This is a genomic window from Flavobacterium rarum (SeqCode), from assembly GCF_965234445.1.
Classification (GTDB): domain Bacteria; phylum Bacteroidota; class Bacteroidia; order Flavobacteriales; family Flavobacteriaceae; genus Flavobacterium; species Flavobacterium rarum.
In genome coordinates this window covers 258,162-283,113 of sequence record NZ_OZ248479.1, presented here as the reverse complement: position 1 = coordinate 283,113, position 24,952 = coordinate 258,162, and the positions used below count along the sequence as shown (strand labels likewise).

Below are 24,952 nucleotides of genomic sequence, written 5' to 3'. Positions count from 1 at the left end.
TTTTTTAATTTTCGTATCAATTTGTTTCACGTGGAACAGGTTTTTTAATTTTAGAATATAATGTTTCACGTGAAACATTGTTATGATTATTTAGATTGTTTAGATTGTTTAGATTGTTTAGATTGTTTAGATTGTTTAGATTGTTTAGATTGTTTAGATTGTTTAGATTGTTTAGATTGTTTCACGTGGAACAAAAAATTAGAATTTTTTAATTCCTTTTTTTAGGATTAATATAAAAGAAAATGTTTTTAGAAGAGTATGATGTAATTGTGGTGGGAGCGGGTCACGCTGGTTCTGAAGCTGCAGCAGCAGCAGCTAATTTGGGTTCAAAAACTTTGTTGGTGACTATGAGTTTGCAAAACATTGCCCAAATGTCTTGTAATCCTGCAATGGGTGGAATTGCAAAAGGTCAAATTGTTCGTGAGATTGATGCGCTTGGTGGTTATTCAGGAATTGTTTCTGATCGAACTGCTATTCAATTTAAGATGTTGAATAAATCGAAAGGACCTGCAATGTGGTCTCCGCGAGTTCAGAGTGATCGTATGCGTTTTGCCGAAGAATGGAGAATGATGTTGGAAGGTACTCCAAATCTTGATTTTTATCAAGAAATGGTAGGCGGTTTAATTATTGAAGATGGAAAGATAAAAGGAATTAGAACTTCATTGGGTGTTCAGATTCGCTCAAAATCGGTAGTACTTACCAATGGAACTTTTTTGAACGGTCTAATTCATATTGGTGAAAAACAATTTGGAGGAGGTAGAGCAGGTGAGAGTGCTGCTTATGGAATTACCGAAGATTTAATTAAAGTTGGTTTTGAAGCAGGTAGAATGAAAACAGGAACACCTCCTCGAGTAGATGGTCGTTCTTTGGATTATTCTAAAATGAATGAAGAAAAAGGGGATGCTAAGCCTGATAAATTTTCTTATTCGGATTTAACCAAACCTTTGTTAGTTCAAAAATCCTGTCATATGACGTACACTTCTTTGGAGGTGCATAATATTTTAAGAGAAGGTTTTGATCGTTCTCCAATGTTTAACGGGAGAATAAAAAGTCTAGGTCCTAGATATTGTCCTTCTATTGAAGATAAAATAAATCGTTTTGCAGATAAAGAACGTCATCAATTATTTGTAGAGCCAGAAGGATGGAATACTTGTGAGGTTTATGTTAATGGCTTTTCAACCTCTTTACCAGAAGATATACAATTTAAGGCGTTGAGTAGTGTAGTTGGTTTTGAGAAAGTAAAATTCTTTCGTCCAGGGTATGCAATCGAATATGATTATTTTCCTCCAACTCAATTAAAACATACCTTGGAAACAAAGTTAGTTGAAGGTTTGTATTTTGCTGGGCAAATTAATGGGACTACTGGATATGAAGAAGCAGCATCTCAAGGTTTGATGGCTGGAATTAATGCTCATTTAAAAGTCCACGAAAAAGCACCGTTAATCCTTAAAAGAGACGAAGCTTATATTGGAGTTTTAATAGATGACTTAATAACGAAAGGAACGGAAGAACCCTATCGTATGTTTACTTCTCGTGCAGAGTATAGAACATTGTTGCGTCAAGATAATGCAGATTTTAGATTGACTCCATTGTCCTATGAAATTGGTTTGGCTTCTGAAGCACGTTTGCGACGAATGGAACATAAATTAAAAGAATCTGAAAAAATGGTTGCTTTCTTTAAAGAAACTAGTGTTTCTGTTTTAGAAGCTAATCCTATTTTGGAATCTAAAGAAACAGCTTCTATAACTCAAGGAGATAAAATGTTTAAGATTTTTTCTCGCCCTCAAATTGATTTAGAAGATATGATTAAGTTTGAAAAAGTTCAAGAGTACATCGCTTCGAATGAAGTGGATCAGGAAATATTAGAACAAGCCGAAATTCAAGTTAAATATTCTGGTTATATCGAAAAGGAAAGAAATAATGCTGATAAATTAAAACGTCTTGAAGATGTTAAAATTCCGGAAGATTTTGATTATAATAAAATAAAATCAATGTCTATCGAAGCTAAACAAAAATTAGGTAAAATTCGACCAGTTACGATTTCGCAAGCCTCTAGAATTAGTGGTGTCTCACCAAGTGATATTTCGGTGCTATTGATTTATATGGGAAGGTAGAGGGAGATTTCAGATTTCAGATTTTAGATTTTAGAATTTTTGGTAATTTTATTAACTTGGATGTATTTCAAGTTTTACTTTAAGTAAAAATTTATTCAATTTTTTTGTTTAATAAGAGGCTTGTTTTTTTATCCAAATTTAGTATGTGTTCTTTAGGTTTTTATCGAATACGGATTAATCTAAAATCTGCAATCTAAAATCTAAAGTTAATTTGTTCCACGTGAAACTACGCTTGCAACGCTTATATTTGTTGATAAATTGCTTTATAATGCTCTTTTTAAAATGAAAATTATTCAAACTACGCTTTTAACTTCCGACCAAAAACAAACGCTGTTTGAACTTTGGAATTCTGAATATCCTAAAAAAATATGTTATGCAGCATTGTCCGAATTTGAAAATTATCTCGATAACCTTTCAGAATTAAAACATTATTTATTGTTGAATGAGAGAAATCAATTGAAGGGTTGGGCTTTTACTTTCGTTCGCGAAGAAGAAAATTGGTTTGGAATTATTTTAAATTCAGAAATACAAAGTAAAGGTTTAGGTTCGCTTTTGCTAAATGAATTAAAAAAAGCAAATTCAGTTTTGAATGGTTGGGCAACCGATCATCAAAATGATTTTAAACAAAATAAGGAGCCCTATTTATCTCCATTAGGTTTTTATACAAAAAATGGATTTTTAGTAAACCCAATAACACGGATGGATAACGAAAAAATCTCCGCTGTAAAAATAAGATGGAAAAGAGTGTAGAATGTTGAATCATTTCTTTTCCAATTTAATTAATCAAAAAAGAATTTCCTTTCAGCTTTTATAGAATGCTGAAATTATTTATTTAAAACAAAAATGGACATTACAAACAAAAAACACTTTCTTACAGTAAAAGATTATTCGGTTTCTCAGGAAACTTTCGATTTGTATCACGATCAAGATTTAGACATATTGATTACACATCCTCAACCAAGTCTTGAAATTCTTGGTAAATATTATGAAAGTGCTGATTATATTTCGCATACAGATTCGAAACGCTCTCTTTTTGAAAAAGCGTATCACTTTGTGAAGAATATAGCCTTAAAAAATAAATTGAATTTAATCAACACGTATCAACCTTCTAAAGGTTTAATTCTGGATATAGGTGCTGGAACAGGAGATTTTTTATCTGTTGCTCAAAATAATGGCTGGAAAACAATAGGAGTAGAGCCAAGTGATAAAGCAAAAACAATTGCAAAAAACAAAGGCGTTTCCTTTGTTGAGAGTACTACAGAATTGGAGAGTCATACTTTTGATGTAATTTCAATGTGGCATGTATTGGAACACGTTCCGAATTTAGAAGAACAAGTGACAGAATTAAAACGTTTGTTAAAACCAAGTGGAACATTAATTATTGCTGTTCCTAATTTCAAATCTTTTGATGCAAAACATTACGGAAAATTTTGGGCTGCTTATGATGTGCCGATTCATTTTTGGCATTTCTCCAAATTGGCAATTCAAAAACTTTTTGAAAGAGAAAATATGAAGTTGGAAAAAGTACTTCCAATGAAATTTGATTCGTTTTATGTGAGCTTACTTTCAGAAAAATACAAAACGGGTAAAATGAATTATTTCAAAGCATTTTTTATCGGTTTACAATCCAATTGGAAAGCCAAGAGAAATTTTGAATATTCATCACACATTTACATCCTAAAAAACAACTAAAACACATTTTAAGCTATTTTAAAGACATTATTTTAACTCTAAGATTACATTTGGTCTGTTTTTTATAAATAAGCCTTAAAACAATCGCTATGATTTTGTTTTTAATAGTTTATATTTATAACTAAATATAGTATTAATAAATATAATTTATAATAATTAATTAGTAGCATTTTTTAATCTTTTTGTCAATGCTGTCTATTTTTTTATATTTTTGTCATCCATACTTAAAACTCAAAACTAGAAATACATCAAAATGAAAAAAGCATTATTATTTATCGCAATTTCAATATCACTTGTATCTTGTGATAAAAAATCTGAAGTGAAAGAATTAAAAACGGCCTATGTTGATACTGCTGTTTTGATGAAAGAATATACAGAGACAAAAGATTTAGAAGCAAAATACAAAGGTCAAGCCGCCGAAAAAGGAAGACAACTAGAAGCAGAAATCAATAGATTCAAACAAGATGCTGCAAATTTTCAGCGTAACGCACAAGCAAATGGGCAAGAATGGGCTCAAAAAAACGGTCAAGAATTGCAACGTAGAGAGCAACAATTAGCTCAAGCGCAACAAGGATTGCAACAACAATTGCAACAAGAAAGTGGTAAAGAAATGGATTCTCTAGTAAGTGGCGTTAAGAAATTTATAAAAGAATACGGGAAAAAACAAGGTTATGCTTATATCTATGGTACAGGAGACGCTGCTACTGTATTGTATGCAGAAGAAAAATATGATATTACAAAAGACATTGTAAAATTATTGAACGAAAAATACAAATCAACTGCTAAAACTGTAGAAGTTAAAAAGTAACTTTTTAATTGAATCAATTTTAAAACCTTCATCTTTAACTAGATTGAAGGTTTTTTTATTTCTTTTATTTTCAATAATTTAGCATTCTAAACTTATACGCCAAATGCAATCCATATCCGAAGCTGCTGCTTATGCTCTCCGATTTATCAATCAAACTCATCAATCTGTTTTTCTTACGGGGAAAGCGGGAACTGGTAAAACCACACTTTTAAAGCAAATAATAGCGACCACACACAAGAATACAGTGGTAGTTGCACCTACTGGAATAGCGGCTTTGAATGCGGGTGGAGTTACAATTCACTCCATGTTTCAACTTCCTTTTGGTGGATTTATCCCTGATAATTCTGCACCTCAGTTTTCGGATACTACTAAATTTGAAACCAAAGCCACTTTACGCCGTCATTTTAAAATGAGTGGACAAAAACGTGCTGTAATACGTAATATGGAATTACTTATTATAGACGAAGTTAGTATGTTGCGCGCCGATCTCCTCGATGCTATGGATTTTATGATGCAATCCGTTCGTAAGAAGTCAGCACCTTTTGGAGGTGTTCAAGTTTTGTATATAGGAGATTTATTACAATTACCACCCATTATCAGAGATGAAGAATGGCGCACCCTGAGATCGTATTACAAAGGAAAATTCTTTTTTCATGCACATGTTATTCAGCAATACCCACCATTATACATTGAATTATCCAAGATTTACCGACAAACTGACGATCGATTTATTTCAGTTTTAAACAATTTGCGTAATAATGAGATTACGCAGACTGATATTCAAATGCTCAATGAATTTGTAAAGCCCAATTTTGATTTAAAATCCAATAAGGGGTACATCACTTTGACCACACACAATGCCAAAGCTGACGTGATGAACGCTCAATCTTTGGAAGACTTGGAAGGAAATATGCTTACATTCAAACCTGAAATTACAGATGATTTTCCAGAGAAAATTTATCCAGTAGATCCGAATTTGCAATTAAAAATTGGAGCACAAATTATGTTTGTCAAAAACGATTTATCTCCAGACAAAAATTATTTTAACGGTAAAATGGGAATCGTAAAAACGATGACTTCGAAAGAAATTTGGGTACACTTTCCAGATGAAGATAAAATTATTGAAGTGGACAAGTACGAATGGCAAAACATTCGTTACACTGTAAACGAAATGACCAAAGAAATAGAAGAGGAGGTCCTGGGTACTTTTGTCCATTATCCAATCAAATTGGCTTGGGCGATAACGGTACACAAGAGTCAGGGATTAACTTTTGACAAAGCTGCACTTGATGTATCTCAAGTTTTCTTACCTGGTCAGGCCTATGTAGCATTATCTCGTTTACGTTCCTTAAACGGGCTTATTTTGCTTTCCCCGCTTCGAATGAATGGCATTTCAAACGACCAGGATGTAATGGATTATGCCGAAAACAAAGCATCTGACGAATTATTGGCCAATGCTTTAAAACGGGAAACTAAGAATTTTATACTTAACTATCTCAAAAACAGCTTCGATTGGAACGAATTGGCACAAGAATGGCGAAATCACCAATTTAGTTACAACCAAGATGCTGATAATTCTACTAAATCCAAGCATTCTATTTGGGCACAAAATCAAGCAGGAGTGATATGGCAATTGTTGGATCCTTCTTCTAAATTTTTGATCCAATTGGACAAATTGTTCCACAAAGAACAACACGAATTTAGTCATATTTCCGAACGGATTAATGCTGCATTCAATTATTTTATGGAACCAATGGATAAGTTGGTATATGAAATTCTGTGGAAAATTGAAGAAGTAAAACGAATCAAGAAAGCCAAAGCTTTTTATGATGAACTTATTGTGCTAGAAGATTTACAAACCAAAGCTGTTTTGCAATTGATGAAAGCCAAATTAATGATGACTACACTTGTAAAAGGGGAAACCATTTCTAAGGAAAAATTAACTTCCCAAGAAATTAAAGAATACAAAACAATTAAAATCAATCGTGTAATCGAAGATTTCAAAAAAGCCAACATCACTCTTATTGATGACGATAAAGATGCAGAACGATATGCAACAAAAAAAACATCCAAAAAAGAACCCAAAAAATCAACAGTCCAAGAAACTTATGAGTTGTGGTTAGAAAAGAAAACAGTGCAAGAAATTGCCACTATACGGAAGTTTACCCAAGAAACTATTTTGTCACATTTGACCAAATTAATTCAATCCAAAACAATCACCATCAGTGAGGTTTTTAGCCAAGAAACAATAACAGCACTTGCCGAAGCTTTTTCGGGTTACAAAGAAGAATCAGTATCTCCTTTAAAAGAAAAATACGGAGATAAATTCACTTGGGAAGAACTTAGAATGTTCAAGGCCAGTTTGAATGTTTATTGAAAGAAGTAAATTATTTGGGTATATAAAGAGAATATAACAGCAAAATACATAATAGTCGTTTTAAGCTAAAATCGAATATCTTTAAATAGAAAATATCGAAAACAGAAGCTTTTCAAATACATACAATTCTAATGCAAAAATAGAATTCATAAAACGGTTACAGAATGATACTTTTCCAAAACCATAGAAGTCATCACAAAGAGATTTTTTGTAAATTTTATTTTGAAAAAACAACTTTTGCTACTTCGAAAAAAAGAAGTATTTTTACGAAAATTAAATAAAACACCTCCACTATTTTTATCTTAAATAGTTGAAAAAAAATATGAAAACAAAAGAAAAAGAGATGAAAGAAAAGACGGGTTCAGAGAAAGAAGCAAAATTAAAAGCGTTACAACTTACACTTGACAAATTAGATAAAACTTACGGAAAAGGGACTGTAATGAAAATGGGAGACAAAGCCATTGAAGAAGTAGAAACTATTTCGTCTGGGTCTTTGGGAATCGATTTGGCTTTAGGAGTTGGTGGTTATCCAAGAGGTAGAATTATAGAAATCTACGGACCGGAATCGTCTGGTAAAACAACTTTAACACTTCACGCTATTGCCGAAGCTCAAAAAGCAGGTGGGATAGCAGCTTTTATTGATGCAGAACATGCTTTTGATAGAAATTATGCCGAAAAATTAGGAGTTGATATCGAAAACCTAATCATTTCGCAACCGGATAACGGAGAACAAGCATTGGAAATTGCCGAAAACCTGATTCGCTCTGGAGCTATTGACATTGTGGTAATTGACTCGGTTGCTGCTTTGACACCAAAAAGTGAAATTGAAGGTGAAATGGGAGATTCCAAAATGGGATTGCATGCACGTTTAATGTCTCAAGCTTTGAGAAAATTAACGGGAACAATCAGCAAAACAAACTGTACGGTTTTCTTTATCAACCAATTGAGAGAGAAAATTGGTGTAATGTTTGGAAATCCTGAAACAACAACTGGAGGAAATGCCCTGAAGTTTTATGCTTCGGTACGTTTGGATATTCGTCGTTCTACTCAAATTAAAGATGGAGACAATGTTCTTGGAAATAGAACTAAAGTAAAAGTGGTTAAAAACAAAGTAGCACCGCCATTTAAAGTAGCCGAATTTGACATCATGTATGGCGAAGGAATCTCTAAAACAGGTGAAATACTTGATCTTGCTGTTGAGTTTGAAATTATCAAAAAAGCGGGTTCTTGGTTCAGTTACGGTGAAACAAAGCTTGGACAAGGCCGCGATGCTGTGAAATCATTGATTAAAGACAATCCAGAATTGGCAGACGAACTGGAAGTGAAAATTAAAAATCACATCAAAGAGTTAGCAAATGCTTAAATAATTCAAAACCGACTGAGAATCAATTCAGTCGGTTTTTTTATAAAATTATATTCATCCTATTTATACTTAGACAGAAATTAACTACGCAACCATTTTGAGTTTTAATCATCTTTATTAAAATTAACATAATTAATAAAAATTAAAACCATGAAAAAATTTAGATTACAAACCGTTGCTATGATTCTTTTTGCTGCTGTTTCTTTAACTTCTTGTTCCAAAGACGATGACCAACCGCAAGTAGTAACAAAGGTTTCACTAGTAAGTGCAATTACTGGACCAACTACTGGAACACCCAATCAAGAGTTGAGCTTTACAGTAACTTATGCTGTAGAAAACAATTGTGGTGTTTTTAACAAGTTTGTCGAAACAACTACAGCAAACACAAAACAAATTGAAGTACAATCCAAGTATGAAGGAACAAGCTGTGGTACAACACCAGCCACTAAAACAACTACATACAAAATGAAGCCTACGGCAGAAGGAACTTACACTTTGAAGTTCAAAAAAACGGCAACAGAGTTTTTAACTCAGACAATTGTCATAAAAAAAGCTGTATAATTAAAAAAAAGGAGACTTTCAAAATAGAAAGTCTCCTTTATTTTTAATAAGAGTTTAAACTAATTCATCTTATCTTTTTTCTCAAACTCGAGTAGTTCATTATAAATTAAATCTCGAATTTCTTCTCGAATTTCTCTTCGATCTGTTACTGCAGTTCTACCAGCGGTTTCAACATAAGGAAGGATTTTAACCCGCATTAAACCTGGACTTCCGCTATAAAATGTATAGGATAATCTTTTTTTATTGTCTGGAAACACCAAAGGCACAATTGGCAATTCATGTTCTATGGCCAATCTAAAGGCTCCATCTTTGAAATTATCCAATAAAATAGATTCATCATGCGGCACTCCTCCTTCTGGGAAAATACAAATGCTTAATCCGCGATTGATTCTTTTTTGAGCTTCATTAAAAACTTCCATTCTACTTTTTGAACTACTTCTATCTACCAAAATACTGGTACGTTTGTAGAAAAAACCAAACAACGGAATTTTAGCCAAAGACATTTTGCCAACAAACACAAAAGGATTGTCAACAGCAGCAAGCATAAGCATAATGTCTGTCATAGAAGTATGATTGGCCACAAACATATAACTTTTGTTATGATCCAATTTTTGAATTTTTTCTATTTTATAATAAAAACCCATTCCAAAAAGTACGCATTTGGCCCAGATCCGAGACATTTTAAAAAAATAGGGATACCCACTTTCGGTTACTATCGAAGCTACCAAAAAAGGAAGCATAACAAGGATTGGAATTAACATTACAACGTAAAACCATACCCGCCAAATGGCCCACAAAATCTTTTTTATACTTTTCATAAAGTCAAAAGTAAGGAAACTTGCGGAAAATTTAGCAAAAGAATTAACTTTGCAAAAAAATATTCTATTCAACAATTCCATCAAAAGAGACTAAAATATCAAAAATGGCAAAAATACTTACTGGTGTTCAAAGCACAGGAACTCCACATCTGGGAAACCTATTGGGAGCAATTATACCCGCAATCGCATTATCAAATAAACCCGAAAACGAATCTTATCTTTTTATAGCCGATTTGCACTCTATTACCCAAATAAAAAATGGCGAAACACTAAGAGCCAATACCTATAGTACCGCTGCCGCTTGGTTGGCCTGCGGATTAAATGTAGACAAAGTGGTTTTTTACCGCCAGTCCGATGTGGCACAAACAGCAGAGTTGTCTTGGTATTTGAGTTGTTTTTTTCCTTTTCAGCGTTTGACATTGGCACACTCTTTCAAAGACAAAGCCGATCGATTGGAAGATGTTAATGCTGGTTTGTTTTCGTATCCAATGCTTATGGCTGCCGATATTTTGTTATATGATGCTGAATTTGTTCCTGTTGGAAAAGACCAATTGCAACATCTGGAAATCACTCGTGATGTAGCGTCCCGTTTCAACCACCAAATGGGAGAAACTTTTGTGATTCCAGAAGCCAAAATCCAAGAAGATAGCATGTTGATTCCCGGTACTAATGGCGGAAAAATGAGTAAATCTGCGAATAATTTTATCAATATATTCTTGGATGACAAAGCCTTGCGCAAGCAAATCATGAGCATTGAAACGGACAGCACGCCTCTGGAAGATCCTAAAAATCCAGATACTTGCAATTGTTTTGCTTTGTTTAAATTATTAGCAGACGAAATTCAAATCGAAGCGATGAGAGCCAATTATTTAGGCGGTAATTACGGATACGGTCACGCCAAACAAGCGTTGTTTGAATTGATTGTTGAAAAATTCAAAACCGAAAGAGAAAAATACAACTACTACATCAACAATCTTCCAGAAGTGGATGCCTTATTGAAAAAAGGAGCTACAAAAGCGAGTGTTGTTGCCAATGGTGTTTTGAATAGAGTAAGAGAGAAATTGGGGTTTGAGGTTTAAAAAGTAAGCCACATATACCTAACAAAAAAGAGCCATTTTACAATGGCTCTTTTAAATTCTTAAACTTAGTTACTTTACCAAAAGGCAAGAGGCTTTTCTAAGCATGACTTGGCAAAATTATGACATTTTTTATATATTTACAAATATTGTTAATACTAAAAAATGGAATTTAATAAAATTCAATCTTTCCTATCCGCCCAGAGAATTGACAGATACTATGTTGCTACTGGAAATAGTATGTCAAAAGCTTTAAGATTATACAAAGCAAATTTAAAAATTGCACAATCATTTCATCCACTATTAGGGATTCTAGAAGTAATTTTAAGAAATAGAATAAACACAATTTTAACTGTACATTTTGAAGATTCTGATTGGATAATAAATCAAAAAAATGGGTTTATGAATGATTCTTCATTGAGACATCATGATAGAAGAACCAACAGAATTGTAATCAATGATTATTTAAAATCATCCGTAGAGAAATCGGAAAAAAGGATGCGAAAACTTAGAATTCCAATCTCAAGTGGGAAAATAATTGCAGATCAGTCTCTCGGCTTTTGGACAGATTTATTTGAAGTCCATCATTATCGGCTTTTACAAGGAAGACCTATTCAAATATTTAACCATATTCCTGCCGGTCACGGAAGAAGTGATGTAACTGCTAGATTAAATAAAATTAGACAGTTCAGAAATCGAATCAATCATAATGAACCAATCTGTTTTAATGGAAATAGTATTGACTTTTTATACGTGGAAGAAATATATAATTCAATAATAGAAATTTTATCTTGGATTGACCCTGATTTAGTCAATTGGATTACTGATGTTGACTCTGTTAACATTAAAATTACAAATGCAAAAAAAATATAATGACTAGATAAAATCGTTACCTCAATGGATTTGCAGAATTTGGTATAATTAAAAGCCCAAAAAACGAATTAATACCGTTGTATATTTCAAATTAGTCAAAATGAAATATACAACGGCATTATACCAAAGCTATTGGAATATAATGTATTAACCAATGGTATAATCTTTGGTCATCTGTGAAATCTGTGTCTCTTGATTTTACTGTATCGGCAAGTTTTTCTCAAAAGCGGAACCGAACGAAATAAAAGAATCCGTTCCACCCACTCCTTCAATAATATGGATTTGTTCGTAGATTATTTTGCGTAGCTCTTCGTTATTTGCCGCTACAATTTTTATAAACAAAGCATATTTACCCGAAACCCAATGGCATTCCACAATCTCCGGAATCAGTTTTAATTGCTCGGCTATTGAATACGCAAAACGGGCTTCTTTGGTAGCAATTCCGGTATAAGTTATAGTTTCAAAACCGTTGGCTTTGGCATTCAATTTTACAGAAAATCCTGCAATTACGCCTGATTCCTGTAATTTTTTCACGCGTAAATGCACCAATGAATTCGACACTTTTAATTCTTTGGCCAATTCCGAAAAAGGAATTCTACCGTTCTCGCTCAGCTTTCTGATGATTTCTTGATCTAAATAATCAGTATTTTCGTTGTTTTTGGAATTTACCATTAGCTATTTAATTAGTAGTAATTTATAACATTGACAATTCTAACAATAAAAAGTCTTAGAATTGTGTCAAAATTACATAATTTATACGTTGTAGTGTCCATTTATTAATAATCCTACCTCAATTATGTTATTTCAACAGATTTAGTTCTAATTTCGTGTCATAATTACAACATTAAAAACACACAGAAATGGACAAGAATCAACTGCTTTCGAAACTTTGGGAACAATATGCTGCAATTACCCCATCTGCCCAAAAGATACACAATTTATTAGAAGAAATGGGCGAAACGATTCAAAACGATCACGTTGCGATTCGAACATTTAACGACAAAAGAGTCAACATTGATGTATTGGAAAAAATTTTCTTGAGCGTTGGATACGAAGCCCGTGGAGAATACGTTTTTGAAACCAAAAAATTGTTCGCTAAACACTACGAGCACACTAAAGACAAAAATGCACCAAGAATTTTTATATCAGAATTAGAGCTTGAAAAATGTTCGGAATCATTACAAAATACAGTAAAAAAATTACTTGATGATTGCGATCCTAATGAATTCACGAATCCTGAATTGGCTTTAAATAGCACTTTTTGGAAATCCGATTCGCAAGCAATATACAATTCACTTTTGGAAGAATCCGAATATGCTGCTTGGATGTATATCTATGGTTTCCGCGCCAATCATTTTACTATCAATGTCAATGCACTTACCCATTTTGAAAAATTGGAAGAACTTAACACTTTCTTAGAAGAGAAAGGCTGGAAACTCAACGCATCTGGAGGTAAAATAAAAGGAACTCCGGAGCAATTATTAGAGCAATCTAGTACATTGGCCGATTTATACACCATTACTTTTGAAGAAGGTTCGTTTGAAATTCCTTCTTGTTATTATGAATTTGCTTTGCGCTATGCAATGCCAGATGGTAATTTGTACCAAGGATTTGTGGCTTCATCAGCCGATAAAATTTTTGAAAGCACGGATGTAAAACTGCAAAAATAAAGATTAAAACCAATCCAATAACTTGTCAAATTCTCTGTTTTGTATGGTGAATAATGACGAGTTATTGTTTTTTTTAAGAAATAGCACTCTGCAATTACGAAAATCAATTTTTTATAGCGTTTGTAAAATCAATAAATCAAAATTTAAAATAGATTTTAAAGATTTATATTTAAAATTATAGGATCAAAGAGTCCATTTTTAACAATAATCTCAATTATCGTTAAACTGTTTAGTATTATACCAATAAATTTTCAGAAAACCAATAGAGGGGCTATCTTTGAAAAAAAATTGACAAATAATTTCTATTTGTGAAAAACAGTAAAAAGATGACAGAAAATCAGGAAACATTTATATTCGATTTTGACAGTACTTTTATAAAAGTCGAAGCGCTGGATGTGTTATGTGAAGTAATTTATAAAGATAGTGCAGCAGGAGTTCAAATTTTAAGTGAAATTCAACGATTGACCGACCTAGGAATGGAAGGTAAATTGTCTTTGAAAGAATCTTTGACTCAAAGAATCCAATTATTACAAGCCAATAGAGATCATATTGGTGCTGTAATTGAAGAATTAAAAAAGAAAGTCACTGCCTCTGTAATTAGAAACAGAGTTTTTTTTAAGCAACATTCGGATAATATTTATATCATTTCAAACGGTTTTAAAGAAATTATAATTCCGATTGTTCAAGAATACGGCATAAAACCAGAACATGTTTTGGCCAATACCTTCAAGTTTGACCATGATGGAAATATCATTGGTTTTGATGAAAAGGATGAATTGTGCGAAAACCAAGGAAAAGTAAAAAAAATAAAATCATTAAATCTTCAAGGTGAAGCTATAATGATTGGAGATGGATACACCGATTATGAAACGCTGGAAGGTGGAGCAGTATCTCAATTTTTTGCTTTTACCGAAAATGTAAGCCGAAAAGTTGTGGTCGAAAAAGCCAGCCAAATAGCGCCATCATTGGACGAAATACTTTATGAGCTATCCTATAAAGCTTCGGTTTCGTATCCAAAAAACAGAATCAACGTTTTGTTATTGGAAAATGTCCATGAAGATGCTGTTAAAATCTTTGAACACGAAGGCTATAATGTTGAAACTATCAAAGGATCATTATCTGAAGAGGAATTGATCGAAAAAATAAAAGGCGTTTCTATACTAGGAATTCGTTCTAAAACACATGTAACCGAGAAAGTATTAGAACATGCCAAAAAACTGCATGCTATTGGAACTTTCTGTATTGGTACCAACCAAGTAGATCTTACCGCTTGCAGCATGAAAGGAATTTCTGTTTTCAATGCTCCGTATAGTAACACTAGATCTGTAGTAGAGTTGGCTTTAGGACAAATTATTATGCTGGTTCGTAATACTTTCGAAAAAAGCAAATTGATGCACGCTGGAGTTTGGGACAAATCGGCCACCAATAGTGTTGAAATTCGCGGTAAAAAATTAGGATTGGTTGGATACGGAAGTATCGGATCACAACTTTCTATCATTGCCGAAGCATTGGGTATGAAAGTATATTTCTATGATGCTGTCGATAGATTGGCTCTTGGTAATGCTAAAAAATGTTCTTCTTTGAAGGAATTATTAGCACTTTCGGACGTGGTTTCTATGCACGTAGATGGACGCGCTAGTAACAAAAATTTAATTGATGCCCAAGCTTTTGAATACATGAAACCGGGTGTTATCTTTTTGAATCTTTCAAGAGGCCATGTGGTAGATATTGATGCTTTGGTAGCCAACTTAAAAAGTGGTAAAATTCACGGTGCTGCAGTTGATGTATTTCCATACGAACCAAAAAACAATGACGAGCCTTTTGTATCCGAATTACAAGGTATGCCAAATGTAATTTTGACGCCGCATATTGGAGGAAGCACCGAAGAAGCGCAAGAAGATATTGGGCATTATGTGGCCAACAAAATTATTAATTACATAAATACAGGTACTACTTACGGAAGTGTCAATCTTCCTGAAATTCAGCTTCCTGAACTGCAAAGCGCACACCGTATCATGCACATCCATGAAAATGTAAAAGGTATTTTGGCTCAAATCAACAATATCCTTTTGGAGTATGACAACAATATTTTGGGTCAATATCTCAAAACCAACGAAACTTTGGGATATGTAATTACCGATATTGATAATTTCCATAATAAAGAATTGGAGAAAAAATTAAAAAAGATTCCGAATACCATTCGATATAGAATTCTGTACTAAATAATTTTAGATTTTAGATTTTAGATTTCAAATTAATAGAAATCTAAAATCTAAAATCCGAAATCTAAAATCACCAAAATGAACCTTGAAAGTCTTGAAAAGCAATTAGATGGAAAATTATTGTACGACCACACGATGCGTACTTTATATGCAACGGATGCAAGTGCTTACAAAGAAATGCCGCTAGCAGTAGCGATTCCAAAAACGAAGGAAGATATTCAAAAAATTATCGCTTTTGCTAGAGAAAACAAAAGCAGTGTAATTCCACGTGCTGCAGGAACTTCTCTTGCAGGTCAGGTAGTTGGAAACGGAATTGTAGTTGATATTTCACAAGAATTTACCAAAATACTTTCGGTTGACCCAATTGAAAAATCGTGTTGGGTTGAACCAGGTGTGATTAGAGACGAACTGAATATCCATTTAAAATCGTATAAATTATTCTTCGGCCCAGAAACTTCCACTAGTAATCGCTGTATGATTGGTGGTATGGTAGGGAATAATGCCTGTGGTGCAAGATCAGTAATTTATGGTTCTACCCGTGAACATTTACTTGAAATTAAAGGTTTTCTAGCCGATGGAAACGAAGTTACTTTTGGTGCTTTGACCAATGCCGAATTTGAAGACAAATGCAACGGAATAAATGTCGTTAGTCCTTTAGAACAGGCTATTTATGTTCAGACGAAAGAAATATTAGGCTCACCAGCCAACAGAGCATTATTTGACGAAAATTATCCTAAAAAATCCATTCCAAGACGAAACACAGGTTACGCTTTGGATTTATTGGCCGATAGTCAGCCTTTTGGCGATCCTACTGAGAAATTTAATTTCTGTAAATTAATTGCAGGATCCGAAGGAACATTGTTCTTTTCGACTGCCATTAAACTGAATTTAGTTGATGCCTTAAAACCATTTGCGGCCTTGGTTTGTGTGCATTGTAACAGCATCAACGAATCATTGAAAGCCAATCTCGAAGCTTTGAAATTCAACCCAGACAGTGTTGAATTGATCGATCATTATATCTTGGAATGTACCAAAGAAAATATCGAACAAAGCAAAAACAGATTTTTTGTAGAAGGTGATCCGCAAGCTATTCTTGTGGTCGAATTTTTAAGAGATACTCAAGAAGAAATCCTCCAAATTGCTAAAGAAATGGAAGCATTGATGCGTTCCAAAAATCTAGGATTTCATTTCCCGATTGTTTACGGTGAAGACACCAATAAAGTTTGGAATCTAAGAAAAGCAGGATTGGGATTGTTGTCTAATATTCCTGGAGATGCCAAAGCCGTTGCCGTTATTGAAGATACCGCTGTTGACGTCAATGATTTACCTGAATTTATCGAAGATTTCAATATTATTTTAAAAGAACGAAATCTGAGTTGTGTGCATTATGCGCATGCGGCAACAGGAGAATTGCATCTTCGACCAATTATTGATCTAAAGACCAAAGAAGGTGCTGCGCTTTTTAGAACTATCGCTACCGATATTGCACATTTGGTAAAAAAATACAAAGGTTCCCTAAGCGGGGAGCACGGTGACGGAAGACTTCGAGGTGAATTTATTCCATTGATGCTTGGAGAAGAAATCTACCAAATGTTTATCGATGTAAAAAACACTTGGGATCCTTGGGGAATTTTCAACCCGGGAAAAATTGTGAATACACCACCGATGGATACCAACTTGAGATATACTCCAGGGCAAGATACTCCAATGCCCGAGACGTATTTTGATTTCTCAGAGCACAACGGAATCCTTCGTGCTGCCGAAATGTGTAATGGTTCTGGAGATTGTAGAAAAACAGAAAAAAGTGGCGGAACAATGTGTCCAAGTTATATGGCTACTCGTGATGAAAAACATACTACACGCGCCCGAGCAAACATTTTAAGAGATACCATCACCAATTCTAAAAAAGAGAACAAATTTGATGACGAAGGACTTCTTGAAGTACTTGATTTGTGTTTGAGCTGTAAAGGATGTAAATCCGAATGCCCATCAAATGTAGATATGGCGAAGCTAAAAGCCGAAACCTTACAGCAATACCATGATAAAAACGGAGTGAAATTCCGTTCTAGATTAATTGGTAACACGCCAAAAATCAATCAATTGTTTGCTTCAGTTCCATGGCTGTATAATTTTGGTTCTAAAGGAATTATAGGAAACCTAATGAAACGTTCGACCGGTTTTGCAACCCAAAGAACGTTGCCGTTAATGCACAAAATTACTTTCGCCAAATGGATCAAAAGCTATAGACAAACCGGAAATTTCATACAAGGGAAAGTGTATTTGTACAACGACGAATTCCTGAATTTCTATGATGTCGAAATCGGTCAGACTGCCGTGAAGCTGTTTAACCGTTTGGGTTATGAAGTAGTGGTTCCGGAAATCGGCATCAGCGGAAGAACCTATCTTTCAAAAGGAATGTTGAAAGAAGCCCGGGAAATTGCCGAAAAGAATACACAGGCTTTCGCCAAAGAAATACCAGAAAACACCATTTTGATTGGAATTGAACCTTCGGCTATATTATCCTTCCGAGATGAATATCCTGATTTATGCCGTGGTGATTTGAAAATAAAAGCAAAATCCTTTTCCAGTAGAGCAATGCTTATTGAAGAGTTTTTGGCCAAAGAACTAGATGAAGGCAGGATCACTTCGGATTCTTTTACGGAAACGCAAGAAAGAGTTCGTATGCACGGTCACTGTTTCCAGAAAGCCTTATCATCATTGGTGCCACTTAAGAAAATCTTGATGTTACCAAAAAATTATACTGTTCTTAATATCCCAAGCGGATGTTGCGGTATGGCCGGTTCTTTTGGATACGAAAAAGAACATTATGACATTTCGATGAAAATTGGCGAACTGGTTTTGTTTCCAGCCATCCGTTCCGAAGAAGAAGCGACGCTAATATCTGCTTCAGGAACCAGCTGTAGGCATCAAATAAGCGACGGAACTAGCCGAAAAGCATTTCACCCTGTTGAGATACTTTTTAAGGCTTTAAAATAGGGGTTTTAGATTTTAAAAATACAATTTGATTGCAGATGTTAATAAAACATCTGCAATTTTTTTTATAACTAATCTGTGTAAAATATGGCCAAATTTCCTATCTAAAGACACGAAAACATTTGTTTTATTGCAACCATAGCCAACGGTTTCAACCGTTGGGGACAATATAGATAACAAATCTTTGAAAATTCTCAATACGTAACCCACGGTTGAAACCGTGGGCTATTGGAATATTGAAACAAAACCACAATGTTTTTTTGGATTCCAGAAATCAACAATCCGCAATCAAATAGCCTCAAACATTTTTCCGGGCAAAGGGCGTATCACACCTTTTAATTCCATGTTGAGCAATAAACCCGAAATTCTGTAAATCGGAAAATCGCAATGCAGCGCAATAATGTCCATCAGTTCTTTGCCTGTTTTTAAAAGATAATCATACACTTTTTGCTCGTCGTCGTCAAGCGTGACAAACAGTTGTTTTTGAATAGGTTTGGTTTCTTTTTTAATATCCCAATTCAGAATATAAATTAAATCGGCTGCTGAGGTGAGTACATTTGCTTTTTGAGTTTTAATCAAATTATTACAGCCTTGACTGTATTTGTCGGTTACCCGTCCTGGAACAGCAAAAACATCACGGTTGTAATCATTGGCCATATTGGCGGTGATGAGCGAACCGCCTCTGTCTGCAGATTCTATCACAATAGTCGCCTCGGTCATTCCAGCAACAATGCGGTTTCTACGAACAAAATTCTCTTTATCGGGGTTGGTTGTACTCCAAAATTCGGTCATAAAACCACCATTTTGTTCCATTCTGGCGACATATTTTTTGTGAGGTTTGGGGTAAATTTGGTTCAATCCGTGTGCGACAACTCCAATAGTTTGCAAATTATGGTCCATTGCCAATTGATGCGCTACAATGTCTACTCCATAGGCAAAACCACTTACAATTATCGGGTCTAATGGGGCCAATTCTTCAATAAATTTTCTGCAAAATTCAGTACCATACGAAGTTATCTGTCTGGTTCCTACAATGCTTATTATTTTTCGATTACTCAAATTGATATTTCCAGAAGTAAATAATAAAACGGGACTATCAATACAATGTTTCAAGCGGTCTGGGTATTTCTCATCCTGAAAATGCAATACATCTATATTGTTATTTTGTATGAAATTCAATTCTTGTTTGGCTTTTTCATAAACCGTTTTGTCCTTCAAGTTTTTCAACAATACAGCACCAACACCATCAATACCTGCCAGTTGAGATTTTTTGGCATTCAAAACATTTTCAGCAGATCCAAAATGGGTTAAGAGTTTTTTGGCCATTATATCTCCAACGCCATCAATTCGGAGTAGAGCCATTAAATAATATAGATTTTCTTCTGACATATCTTACAATTATACTACTTATTTTTGATTTTATAAATATTTTTTGACTCAATTATTTCTTCGAGGCCATAATTTTTAGTCGAAAAATGGTTTTGTAGTGATGAAAAAAAACGTTTTTAAAAAGTTTTGAATGCAGTTCAGGGCACTATTAAATTGGAATATATTGATATCCATAGCAATGCAAATTGTTAATAAAAATTGTGAATAAAATTTTGATAACTATTTTGGTTGTATAACTTTGTTACTATGAAAATCGAACTTTACATCGCGCAGCTTTTATACCGTTATCAATGTGTAACCGTTCCTGGTTTTGGAGCTTTTTTGACCGAAATCCAATCGGCTCAATTGGTAGAAAACTCCCATTCTTTTTTTCCTCCCAAAAAAATGATTTCTTTTAATTCGTATATAAAAAACAACGACGGGTTATTGGCAAATCATATTGCTCAAGCCGAAAAAACATCTTATGATTACGCCGTTAGTGCAATAGAATTTGAAGTTTTAGGATGGAAAAAAGCATTACAAGAGAATCGTACTTTTACTATAAAAAACATTGGTGTTTTAAGCCTAAATTCCGAAAACAATCTTCATTTTGCTCCAAACGAACAAACCAATTATTTGGCTCAATCTTTTGGATTAACTTCTTTTGTTTCTCCAGCAGTTAAAAGAGAAATAGTAATTGAGAAAGCAGAGATAGCTCCTGTAAATACTACAAAAATTGTCGCAGAGGAAGAATTACCTCTTTTTAACTTCGTACCCGATACAGAGCATAAGAAATCGAATCCGTATCTTAAATATGCTGCTATTTTGGTTGTAGGATTGGGTGTTGCGGGAACAATTGGGTATCCAATGTATCAAAACAAAATAACTTCGGATACAATTTTGGTTGAAACAGCAGTTCAAAAACAAGTGCAAAACAAAATTCAAGAAGCTACTTTCTTTATACAAACACCAATTCCAGCTGTAACTCTTTCCTTAAAATCCAATAAGGAAAATAAAGAAGAAGTGAAATTACCCTATCATATCATGGCAGGAGCTTTTAGAAGTGAAGCCAATGCCGAAAAAAGATACAATCAATTAATTGCAAAAGGGTATAAAGCCAGAGTTCTGGGAATAAACAAAAACGGATTGTATCCAGTTTTGTACGGTAGCTATACTACTTTTGCAGAAGCTGAAAAAGCTAAGGATTCAATCACTGAAACAGACAATCCAGAAGCTTGGATTTTGATACAGTCTTTGTAGAAAAATTTATAATCATTACATAAAGCAATCACGAATAAATTCTGCGTTTAGAGAATTATTCGTGATTTTTTTATGTCTTTTTCAATTATAAAATGAAATACCATAATGCAGATTCATCGAGGTATCAATCGAAAAAAAGAAAATTTTTAGTTTTTTTAAAAAAATCTAGGTTTTCAAAATTTCCTCTCTAACTCCGAGGCAAATTCTTGAGAAATTCAACTGATTAAATCTTTGAATTTATGGACATTAAATATTTCTTGGGAGTTGTAGCAAATTTCTTTTTAAATGCTGCAATAAAATGACTTCCAGTACTATAACCAATTTTCAATCCCACTTCATTGACATTATAAGAACCGCTGTCCAATAATTGTCTGGCATAGTCCATTTTATAATCAAATAAATAGCCATACACCGTATCGCCATAAATTTGCTTAAAACCCATTTTTAATTTCTTCAAGGTTAAGCCTATTTCATCTGCCAATTCTTGTAATCCTGGTGGTTCGGCCATATTAGCAATGATGATTTCTTTGGCTTTTTTAATTTTATAAACATTATCTTCATCTATCAAAAACGGACATTGTTCTGCATTGGGGTCTTCGGACCTGTTGAAATACAAACTCAATAACTCGTATCCTTTGCCTTTATAATATAAATTTTTAATCGAAGGATTTAAATTATAATGGAACAACTGACTCAAAACAATGGCCATCGAAGGGCTTATATCTCCTTCTTTATAATATTTTTTGTCTTTATTCTCATCACTCAAAAAGGGAATATGTCCCGAATCATTTGAGAATAATCTATGGAATTTTTGAATCGAAATGAGTATCGATATAACCCAAGTGTTTGGCGCCAATTTTAAGTTTAATGGCAATTCCTTTTGTGGATTGTAGAACAAATACGACTTCTCTTCGTTCAAATCTAGTACATAACTTCCTTGATTAAAGTTGAATTTGGCTTTGCCTTTTAATGCAAAATGAAATTGAATTAATCCATTACTGACTTCACGTTGTGCTTGCGAACTGTTTTCACTATCATTTTGAAAGCGTAGTAGGGTAAATTCATCTTCAATTGTTATAACTTCTTGAGAACTCATAGCGATATATTTTTAAAGTATAAAAGACTTTTATCGAATGTTTTTATTTAGAACCACTCTAAATAAAATACAAATTAACTCTTGTTACCACTACAAAAATAGCAGTTTTTTGACAAAAACAACGAATTAAATTTAAAATAACAGTTAGCGACACAAAAAGAACTTCTAGCGTTACTTTTATCAAAAGTATAGAATTAGTTTTGTCCTACTTTAAGTGAAAGTGTATATATGGAAAATCATAACGTTGCGAAACACCACTATTTTTATTCAATTGGACTAAGTTACAAAAAAGCCGATGCCGAGATAAGAGGAAAATTTAGTTTAGACACTGCAGCTAAAACACGTTTGTTGGAACAAGCAAAAAACGATGGAATCAAAAGTTTGTTTGTTACGTCAACTTGCAATAGAACAGAAATTTACGGCTATGCCGAACACCCTTTTCAATTAATTAAATTGCTTTGTGAGAACAGTAACGGTACTGTTGAAGATTTTCAAAAAGTAGCTTACGTATTCAAAAACCAAGAAGCAATTTCCCATTTATTTCGTGTAGGAACAGGATTAGACAGTCAGATTCTTGGCGATTTTGAAATTATAAGTCAAATACGAAATGGTTTTGCCGAAGCCAAATCAATGGGTCTTGCCAACGCTTTTATGGAACGATTGGTAAATGCCGTAATTCAATCCAGCAAAAAAATCAAAAACGAAACCGAAATTAGTTCTGGAGCCACTTCAGTGTCTTTTGCATCGGTTCAATATATTATGAAAAATGTTCCAGACATTGGAAACAAAAATATTTTACTTTTCGGAACAGGAAAAATCGGAAGAAATACCTGCGAGAATTTAGTAAAACACACCAAAAATGAACACATCACTTTAATCAACAGAACCAAAGACAAAGCCGAGAAATTGGCAGGAAAACTGAATCTGATTGTTAAAGATTACTCCGAATTGCATTTGGAACTGCAAAAAGCAGATGTTGTAGTTGTCGCTACAGGCGCTCAAAACCCTACTATTGACAAAGCCATCTTGAATTTGAAAAAAACGTTGTTGATTTTGGATTTATCAATCCCAAAGAATGTAAATGAAAACGTCAAAGATATTGAAGGTGTTACGCTAATACACATGGATCATTTGTCGCAAATGACAGATGAAACTCTAGAAAACAGAAAAGCTCATATCCCCGCAGCAGAGGCTATTATTGAAGAAATAAAGGAGGAATTTATCGCCTGGACTAAAGTAAGAAAGTTTGCGCCCACTATCAATGCCTTGAAAGAGAAATTAAACGACATAAAAAAATCTGAATTGGATTTTCAAAGTAAAAAGATCTCCAATTTCAATGAAGAACAAGCCGAATTAATCAGCTCCAGAATTATCCAAAAAATCACCACTCATTTTGCCAATCATCTTAAAAATGAAAATACAATGGTAGATGAGAGCATCGATTGGATCGAAAAAGTTTTTCAAATAGCAACGACAACTAAAATTTAACCATTAAGATATTAAGAGAATTAAGTTTTGTGTTTTAAAAACTTAAAAAAAAAATTACCATTAAGATATTAAGAGAATTAAGAAACGGAATCATTAAATATGATAATAAATTAAGCTTTGTGTTTTTAAGCCTAGCTTAATTAACTTAATATCTTAATGGTAAAAAAATAAAAAACCTTGGTTTTAGAAACAAAAAATGGCAAATAAAATAATACGTATTGGAACCCGTGACAGCGAATTAGCACTTTGGCAAGCACACACGGTCGAAAAAAAATTAAATGATCTCGGGTATAAAACCGAAATTATTGCTGTAAAATCACAAGGAGACATTATCCTTGACAAACCACTTTACGAACTCGGAATTACAGGGATTTTTACAAAAACTCTTGATATTGCCATGATCAACGGTCAAGTAGATATCGCAGTGCATTCTATGAAAGACGTTCCAACTGCTTTGCCAGAAGGCATTGTTCAAGCGGCCGTTCTAGAAAGAGCCAATACATTAGACATTTTGGTTCACAAAGGAAATCTTGATTTTTTGAATTGTACTGGAACTATCGCCACAGGAAGTTTGCGTCGTCAAGCGCAATGGTGGAACAAATACCCCAATCACACTGTAGTCGATTTACGCGGAAACGTAAATACAAGAATGCAAAAACTAAAAGAAAGTGATTGGAATGGAGCTGTTTTTGCTGCAGCTGGATTGGAACGAATCAATCTTAAACCTACAGATTTTATCAATCTAGATTGGATGATTCCCGCACCTGCACAAGGGGCAATGGTAATTGTCGCTATGGCAAACAATGAGTTTACAAGAGAAGCTGTGTCCGAATTAAATGATATCGATACTGAAGTGTGCACTCATATCGAAAGACAATTCTTGAAAACACTCGAGGGAGGTTGCACCGCACCCATAGGAGCTTTAGCTGTTTTCGTAGAAGACGACATTTTGTTTAAAGGTGTTTTATTTTCTATCGATGGGAAACAAAAAATAGAAATTGAGAAAACTGTTCCGATGCAAGAATGGAAAAAATTAGGGTATTATATGGCCAAAGAAATTCTTGATAATGGCGGAACACAATTGATGGCAACCATAAAAGAAAGTTTGAAAAAATAAGTAATTAGAATTTATCCTAAATTTACTTTTTCTAAGAGTAACGTGATTTCTTCAT

General features: G+C 33.7%; 19 protein-coding genes. 15 read left to right on the top strand and 4 right to left on the bottom strand.

Going from position 1 to position 24,952, the window contains the following annotated elements; translation table 11 throughout:
• The first annotated feature begins 242 nt into the window (after positions 1 to 242).
• From mnmG to AC8GF4_RS01105, 7 genes are all read left to right on the top strand, one after another.
• The gene (gene mnmG, locus AC8GF4_RS01135) at positions 243 to 2,114 is read left to right on the top strand and encodes a tRNA uridine-5-carboxymethylaminomethyl(34) synthesis enzyme MnmG (protein WP_506591953.1); all 1,872 of its coding nucleotides are present in this window, start codon (positions 243 to 245) and stop codon (positions 2,112 to 2,114) included.
• Between the two features lie 282 nt (positions 2,115 to 2,396).
• Positions 2,397 to 2,864: a GNAT family protein gene (locus tag AC8GF4_RS01130; RefSeq protein WP_506591951.1), complete on the top strand. Its 468-nt coding sequence runs from the start codon at positions 2,397 to 2,399 to the stop codon at positions 2,862 to 2,864.
• A 93-nt stretch (positions 2,865 to 2,957) separates the two neighbouring features.
• Positions 2,958 to 3,806: a class I SAM-dependent methyltransferase gene (locus tag AC8GF4_RS01125; protein WP_506591949.1), complete on the top strand. Its 849-nt coding sequence runs from the start codon at positions 2,958 to 2,960 to the stop codon at positions 3,804 to 3,806.
• A gap of 253 nt (positions 3,807 to 4,059) precedes the next feature.
• Complete coding sequence (locus AC8GF4_RS01120) at positions 4,060 to 4,614, top strand: OmpH/Skp family outer membrane protein (protein ID WP_506591947.1); 555 nt, start codon at positions 4,060 to 4,062, stop codon at positions 4,612 to 4,614.
• A gap of 103 nt (positions 4,615 to 4,717) precedes the next feature.
• A complete protein-coding gene (locus AC8GF4_RS01115; RefSeq protein ID WP_506591945.1) occupies positions 4,718 to 6,991 on the top strand; it encodes a helix-turn-helix domain-containing protein in 2,274 nt (757 codons plus the stop codon).
• Positions 6,992 to 7,313: 322 nt separating this feature from the next.
• A complete protein-coding gene (recA, locus tag AC8GF4_RS01110; RefSeq protein WP_506591943.1) occupies positions 7,314 to 8,354 on the top strand; it encodes a recombinase RecA in 1,041 nt (346 codons plus the stop codon).
• Positions 8,355 to 8,504: 150 nt separating this feature from the next.
• On the top strand, positions 8,505 to 8,915 hold the full coding sequence (locus tag AC8GF4_RS01105; protein WP_506591942.1) for a hypothetical protein: 411 nt from the start codon (positions 8,505 to 8,507) through the stop codon (positions 8,913 to 8,915).
• Between the two features lie 59 nt (positions 8,916 to 8,974).
• Here the strand turns inward: AC8GF4_RS01105 and AC8GF4_RS01100 are convergent, their stop codons facing one another.
• Entirely contained in the window at positions 8,975 to 9,733 is a 759-nt protein-coding gene (locus AC8GF4_RS01100; RefSeq protein WP_506591940.1) for a lysophospholipid acyltransferase family protein, read from the bottom strand.
• Between the two features lie 104 nt (positions 9,734 to 9,837).
• Here AC8GF4_RS01100 and trpS point away from each other — a divergent pair, with 104 nt between their 5' ends.
• Both trpS and AC8GF4_RS01090 read left to right on the top strand, forming a co-directional pair.
• Positions 9,838 to 10,812 (top strand): tryptophan--tRNA ligase, encoded by a 975-nt coding sequence (trpS, locus tag AC8GF4_RS01095; protein WP_506591938.1) that lies wholly within the window; start codon positions 9,838 to 9,840, stop codon positions 10,810 to 10,812.
• A gap of 162 nt (positions 10,813 to 10,974) precedes the next feature.
• Positions 10,975 to 11,682 (top strand): hypothetical protein, encoded by a 708-nt coding sequence (locus AC8GF4_RS01090; protein WP_506591936.1) that lies wholly within the window; start codon positions 10,975 to 10,977, stop codon positions 11,680 to 11,682.
• A 198-nt stretch (positions 11,683 to 11,880) separates the two neighbouring features.
• Here the strand turns inward: AC8GF4_RS01090 and AC8GF4_RS01085 are convergent, their stop codons facing one another.
• Positions 11,881 to 12,354 carry an Lrp/AsnC family transcriptional regulator gene (locus tag AC8GF4_RS01085; protein ID WP_506591934.1) on the bottom strand — a complete coding sequence of 158 codons (474 nt, stop codon included), beginning with the start codon at positions 12,352 to 12,354 and terminating at the stop codon, positions 11,881 to 11,883.
• Between the two features lie 188 nt (positions 12,355 to 12,542).
• Here AC8GF4_RS01085 and AC8GF4_RS01080 point away from each other — a divergent pair, with 188 nt between their 5' ends.
• The 3 genes from AC8GF4_RS01080 (at position 12,543) to AC8GF4_RS01070 (ending at position 18,571) form a co-directional block, all read left to right on the top strand.
• On the top strand, positions 12,543 to 13,352 hold the full coding sequence (locus AC8GF4_RS01080) for a DUF1338 domain-containing protein (protein ID WP_506591932.1): 810 nt from the start codon (positions 12,543 to 12,545) through the stop codon (positions 13,350 to 13,352).
• Positions 13,353 to 13,678: 326 nt separating this feature from the next.
• Positions 13,679 to 15,574 (top strand): phosphoglycerate dehydrogenase, encoded by a 1,896-nt coding sequence (serA, locus tag AC8GF4_RS01075; RefSeq protein WP_506591930.1) that lies wholly within the window; start codon positions 13,679 to 13,681, stop codon positions 15,572 to 15,574.
• Positions 15,575 to 15,652: 78 nt separating this feature from the next.
• The gene (locus tag AC8GF4_RS01070; RefSeq protein WP_506591929.1) at positions 15,653 to 18,571 is read left to right on the top strand and encodes an FAD-binding and (Fe-S)-binding domain-containing protein; all 2,919 of its coding nucleotides are present in this window, start codon (positions 15,653 to 15,655) and stop codon (positions 18,569 to 18,571) included.
• A gap of 285 nt (positions 18,572 to 18,856) precedes the next feature.
• On the opposite strand, the gene dprA is transcribed toward AC8GF4_RS01070, so the two are convergent.
• Positions 18,857 to 19,957 carry a DNA-processing protein DprA gene (gene dprA, locus AC8GF4_RS01065; RefSeq protein WP_506591927.1) on the bottom strand — a complete coding sequence of 367 codons (1,101 nt, stop codon included), beginning with the start codon at positions 19,955 to 19,957 and terminating at the stop codon, positions 18,857 to 18,859.
• Between the two features lie 246 nt (positions 19,958 to 20,203).
• Between dprA and AC8GF4_RS01060 the strand changes: the two genes are divergently transcribed.
• Complete coding sequence (locus AC8GF4_RS01060) at positions 20,204 to 21,196, top strand: HU domain-containing protein (protein ID WP_506591925.1); 993 nt, start codon at positions 20,204 to 20,206, stop codon at positions 21,194 to 21,196.
• A 223-nt stretch (positions 21,197 to 21,419) separates the two neighbouring features.
• Here the strand turns inward: AC8GF4_RS01060 and AC8GF4_RS01055 are convergent, their stop codons facing one another.
• The gene (locus AC8GF4_RS01055; RefSeq protein WP_506591923.1) at positions 21,420 to 22,292 is read right to left on the bottom strand and encodes an AraC family transcriptional regulator; all 873 of its coding nucleotides are present in this window, start codon (positions 22,290 to 22,292) and stop codon (positions 21,420 to 21,422) included.
• 228 nt (positions 22,293 to 22,520) lie between these two features.
• Between AC8GF4_RS01055 and hemA the strand changes: the two genes are divergently transcribed.
• The gene (gene hemA / locus AC8GF4_RS01050; protein WP_506591921.1) at positions 22,521 to 23,780 is read left to right on the top strand and encodes a glutamyl-tRNA reductase; all 1,260 of its coding nucleotides are present in this window, start codon (positions 22,521 to 22,523) and stop codon (positions 23,778 to 23,780) included.
• A gap of 196 nt (positions 23,781 to 23,976) precedes the next feature.
• Complete coding sequence (gene hemC, locus AC8GF4_RS01045; RefSeq protein WP_506591919.1) at positions 23,977 to 24,897, top strand: hydroxymethylbilane synthase; 921 nt, start codon at positions 23,977 to 23,979, stop codon at positions 24,895 to 24,897.
• Positions 24,898 to 24,952: the final 55 nt, after the last annotated feature.

Excerpts from the sequence above, each read along its gene's own strand:
- hemA (WP_506591921.1), top strand. The coding sequence starts at position 22,521 with ATGGAAAATCATAACGTTGCGAAACACCACTATTTTTATTCAATTGGA.
- AC8GF4_RS01130 (WP_506591951.1), top strand. The coding sequence starts at position 2,397 with ATGAAAATTATTCAAACTACGCTTTTAACTTCCGACCAAAAACAAACG.
- hemC (WP_506591919.1), top strand. The coding sequence starts at position 23,977 with ATGGCAAATAAAATAATACGTATTGGAACCCGTGACAGCGAATTAGCA.
- recA (WP_506591943.1), top strand. The coding sequence starts at position 7,314 with ATGAAAACAAAAGAAAAAGAGATGAAAGAAAAGACGGGTTCAGAGAAA.
- dprA (WP_506591927.1), bottom strand. The coding sequence starts at position 19,957 with ATGTCAGAAGAAAATCTATATTATTTAATGGCTCTACTCCGAATTGAT.
- mnmG (WP_506591953.1), top strand. The coding sequence starts at position 243 with ATGTTTTTAGAAGAGTATGATGTAATTGTGGTGGGAGCGGGTCACGCT.
- trpS (WP_506591938.1), top strand. The coding sequence starts at position 9,838 with ATGGCAAAAATACTTACTGGTGTTCAAAGCACAGGAACTCCACATCTG.
- AC8GF4_RS01060 (WP_506591925.1), top strand. The coding sequence starts at position 20,204 with ATGAAAATCGAACTTTACATCGCGCAGCTTTTATACCGTTATCAATGT.
- AC8GF4_RS01100 (WP_506591940.1), bottom strand. The coding sequence starts at position 9,733 with ATGAAAAGTATAAAAAAGATTTTGTGGGCCATTTGGCGGGTATGGTTT.
- AC8GF4_RS01080 (WP_506591932.1), top strand. The coding sequence starts at position 12,543 with ATGGACAAGAATCAACTGCTTTCGAAACTTTGGGAACAATATGCTGCA.
- AC8GF4_RS01115 (WP_506591945.1), top strand. The coding sequence starts at position 4,718 with ATGCAATCCATATCCGAAGCTGCTGCTTATGCTCTCCGATTTATCAAT.
- AC8GF4_RS01085 (WP_506591934.1), bottom strand. The coding sequence starts at position 12,354 with ATGGTAAATTCCAAAAACAACGAAAATACTGATTATTTAGATCAAGAA.
- serA (WP_506591930.1), top strand. The coding sequence starts at position 13,679 with ATGACAGAAAATCAGGAAACATTTATATTCGATTTTGACAGTACTTTT.
- AC8GF4_RS01125 (WP_506591949.1), top strand. The coding sequence starts at position 2,958 with ATGGACATTACAAACAAAAAACACTTTCTTACAGTAAAAGATTATTCG.
- AC8GF4_RS01055 (WP_506591923.1), bottom strand. The coding sequence starts at position 22,292 with ATGAGTTCTCAAGAAGTTATAACAATTGAAGATGAATTTACCCTACTA.
- AC8GF4_RS01070 (WP_506591929.1), top strand. The coding sequence starts at position 15,653 with ATGAACCTTGAAAGTCTTGAAAAGCAATTAGATGGAAAATTATTGTAC.
- AC8GF4_RS01090 (WP_506591936.1), top strand. The coding sequence starts at position 10,975 with ATGGAATTTAATAAAATTCAATCTTTCCTATCCGCCCAGAGAATTGAC.
- AC8GF4_RS01105 (WP_506591942.1), top strand. The coding sequence starts at position 8,505 with ATGAAAAAATTTAGATTACAAACCGTTGCTATGATTCTTTTTGCTGCT.
- AC8GF4_RS01120 (WP_506591947.1), top strand. The coding sequence starts at position 4,060 with ATGAAAAAAGCATTATTATTTATCGCAATTTCAATATCACTTGTATCT.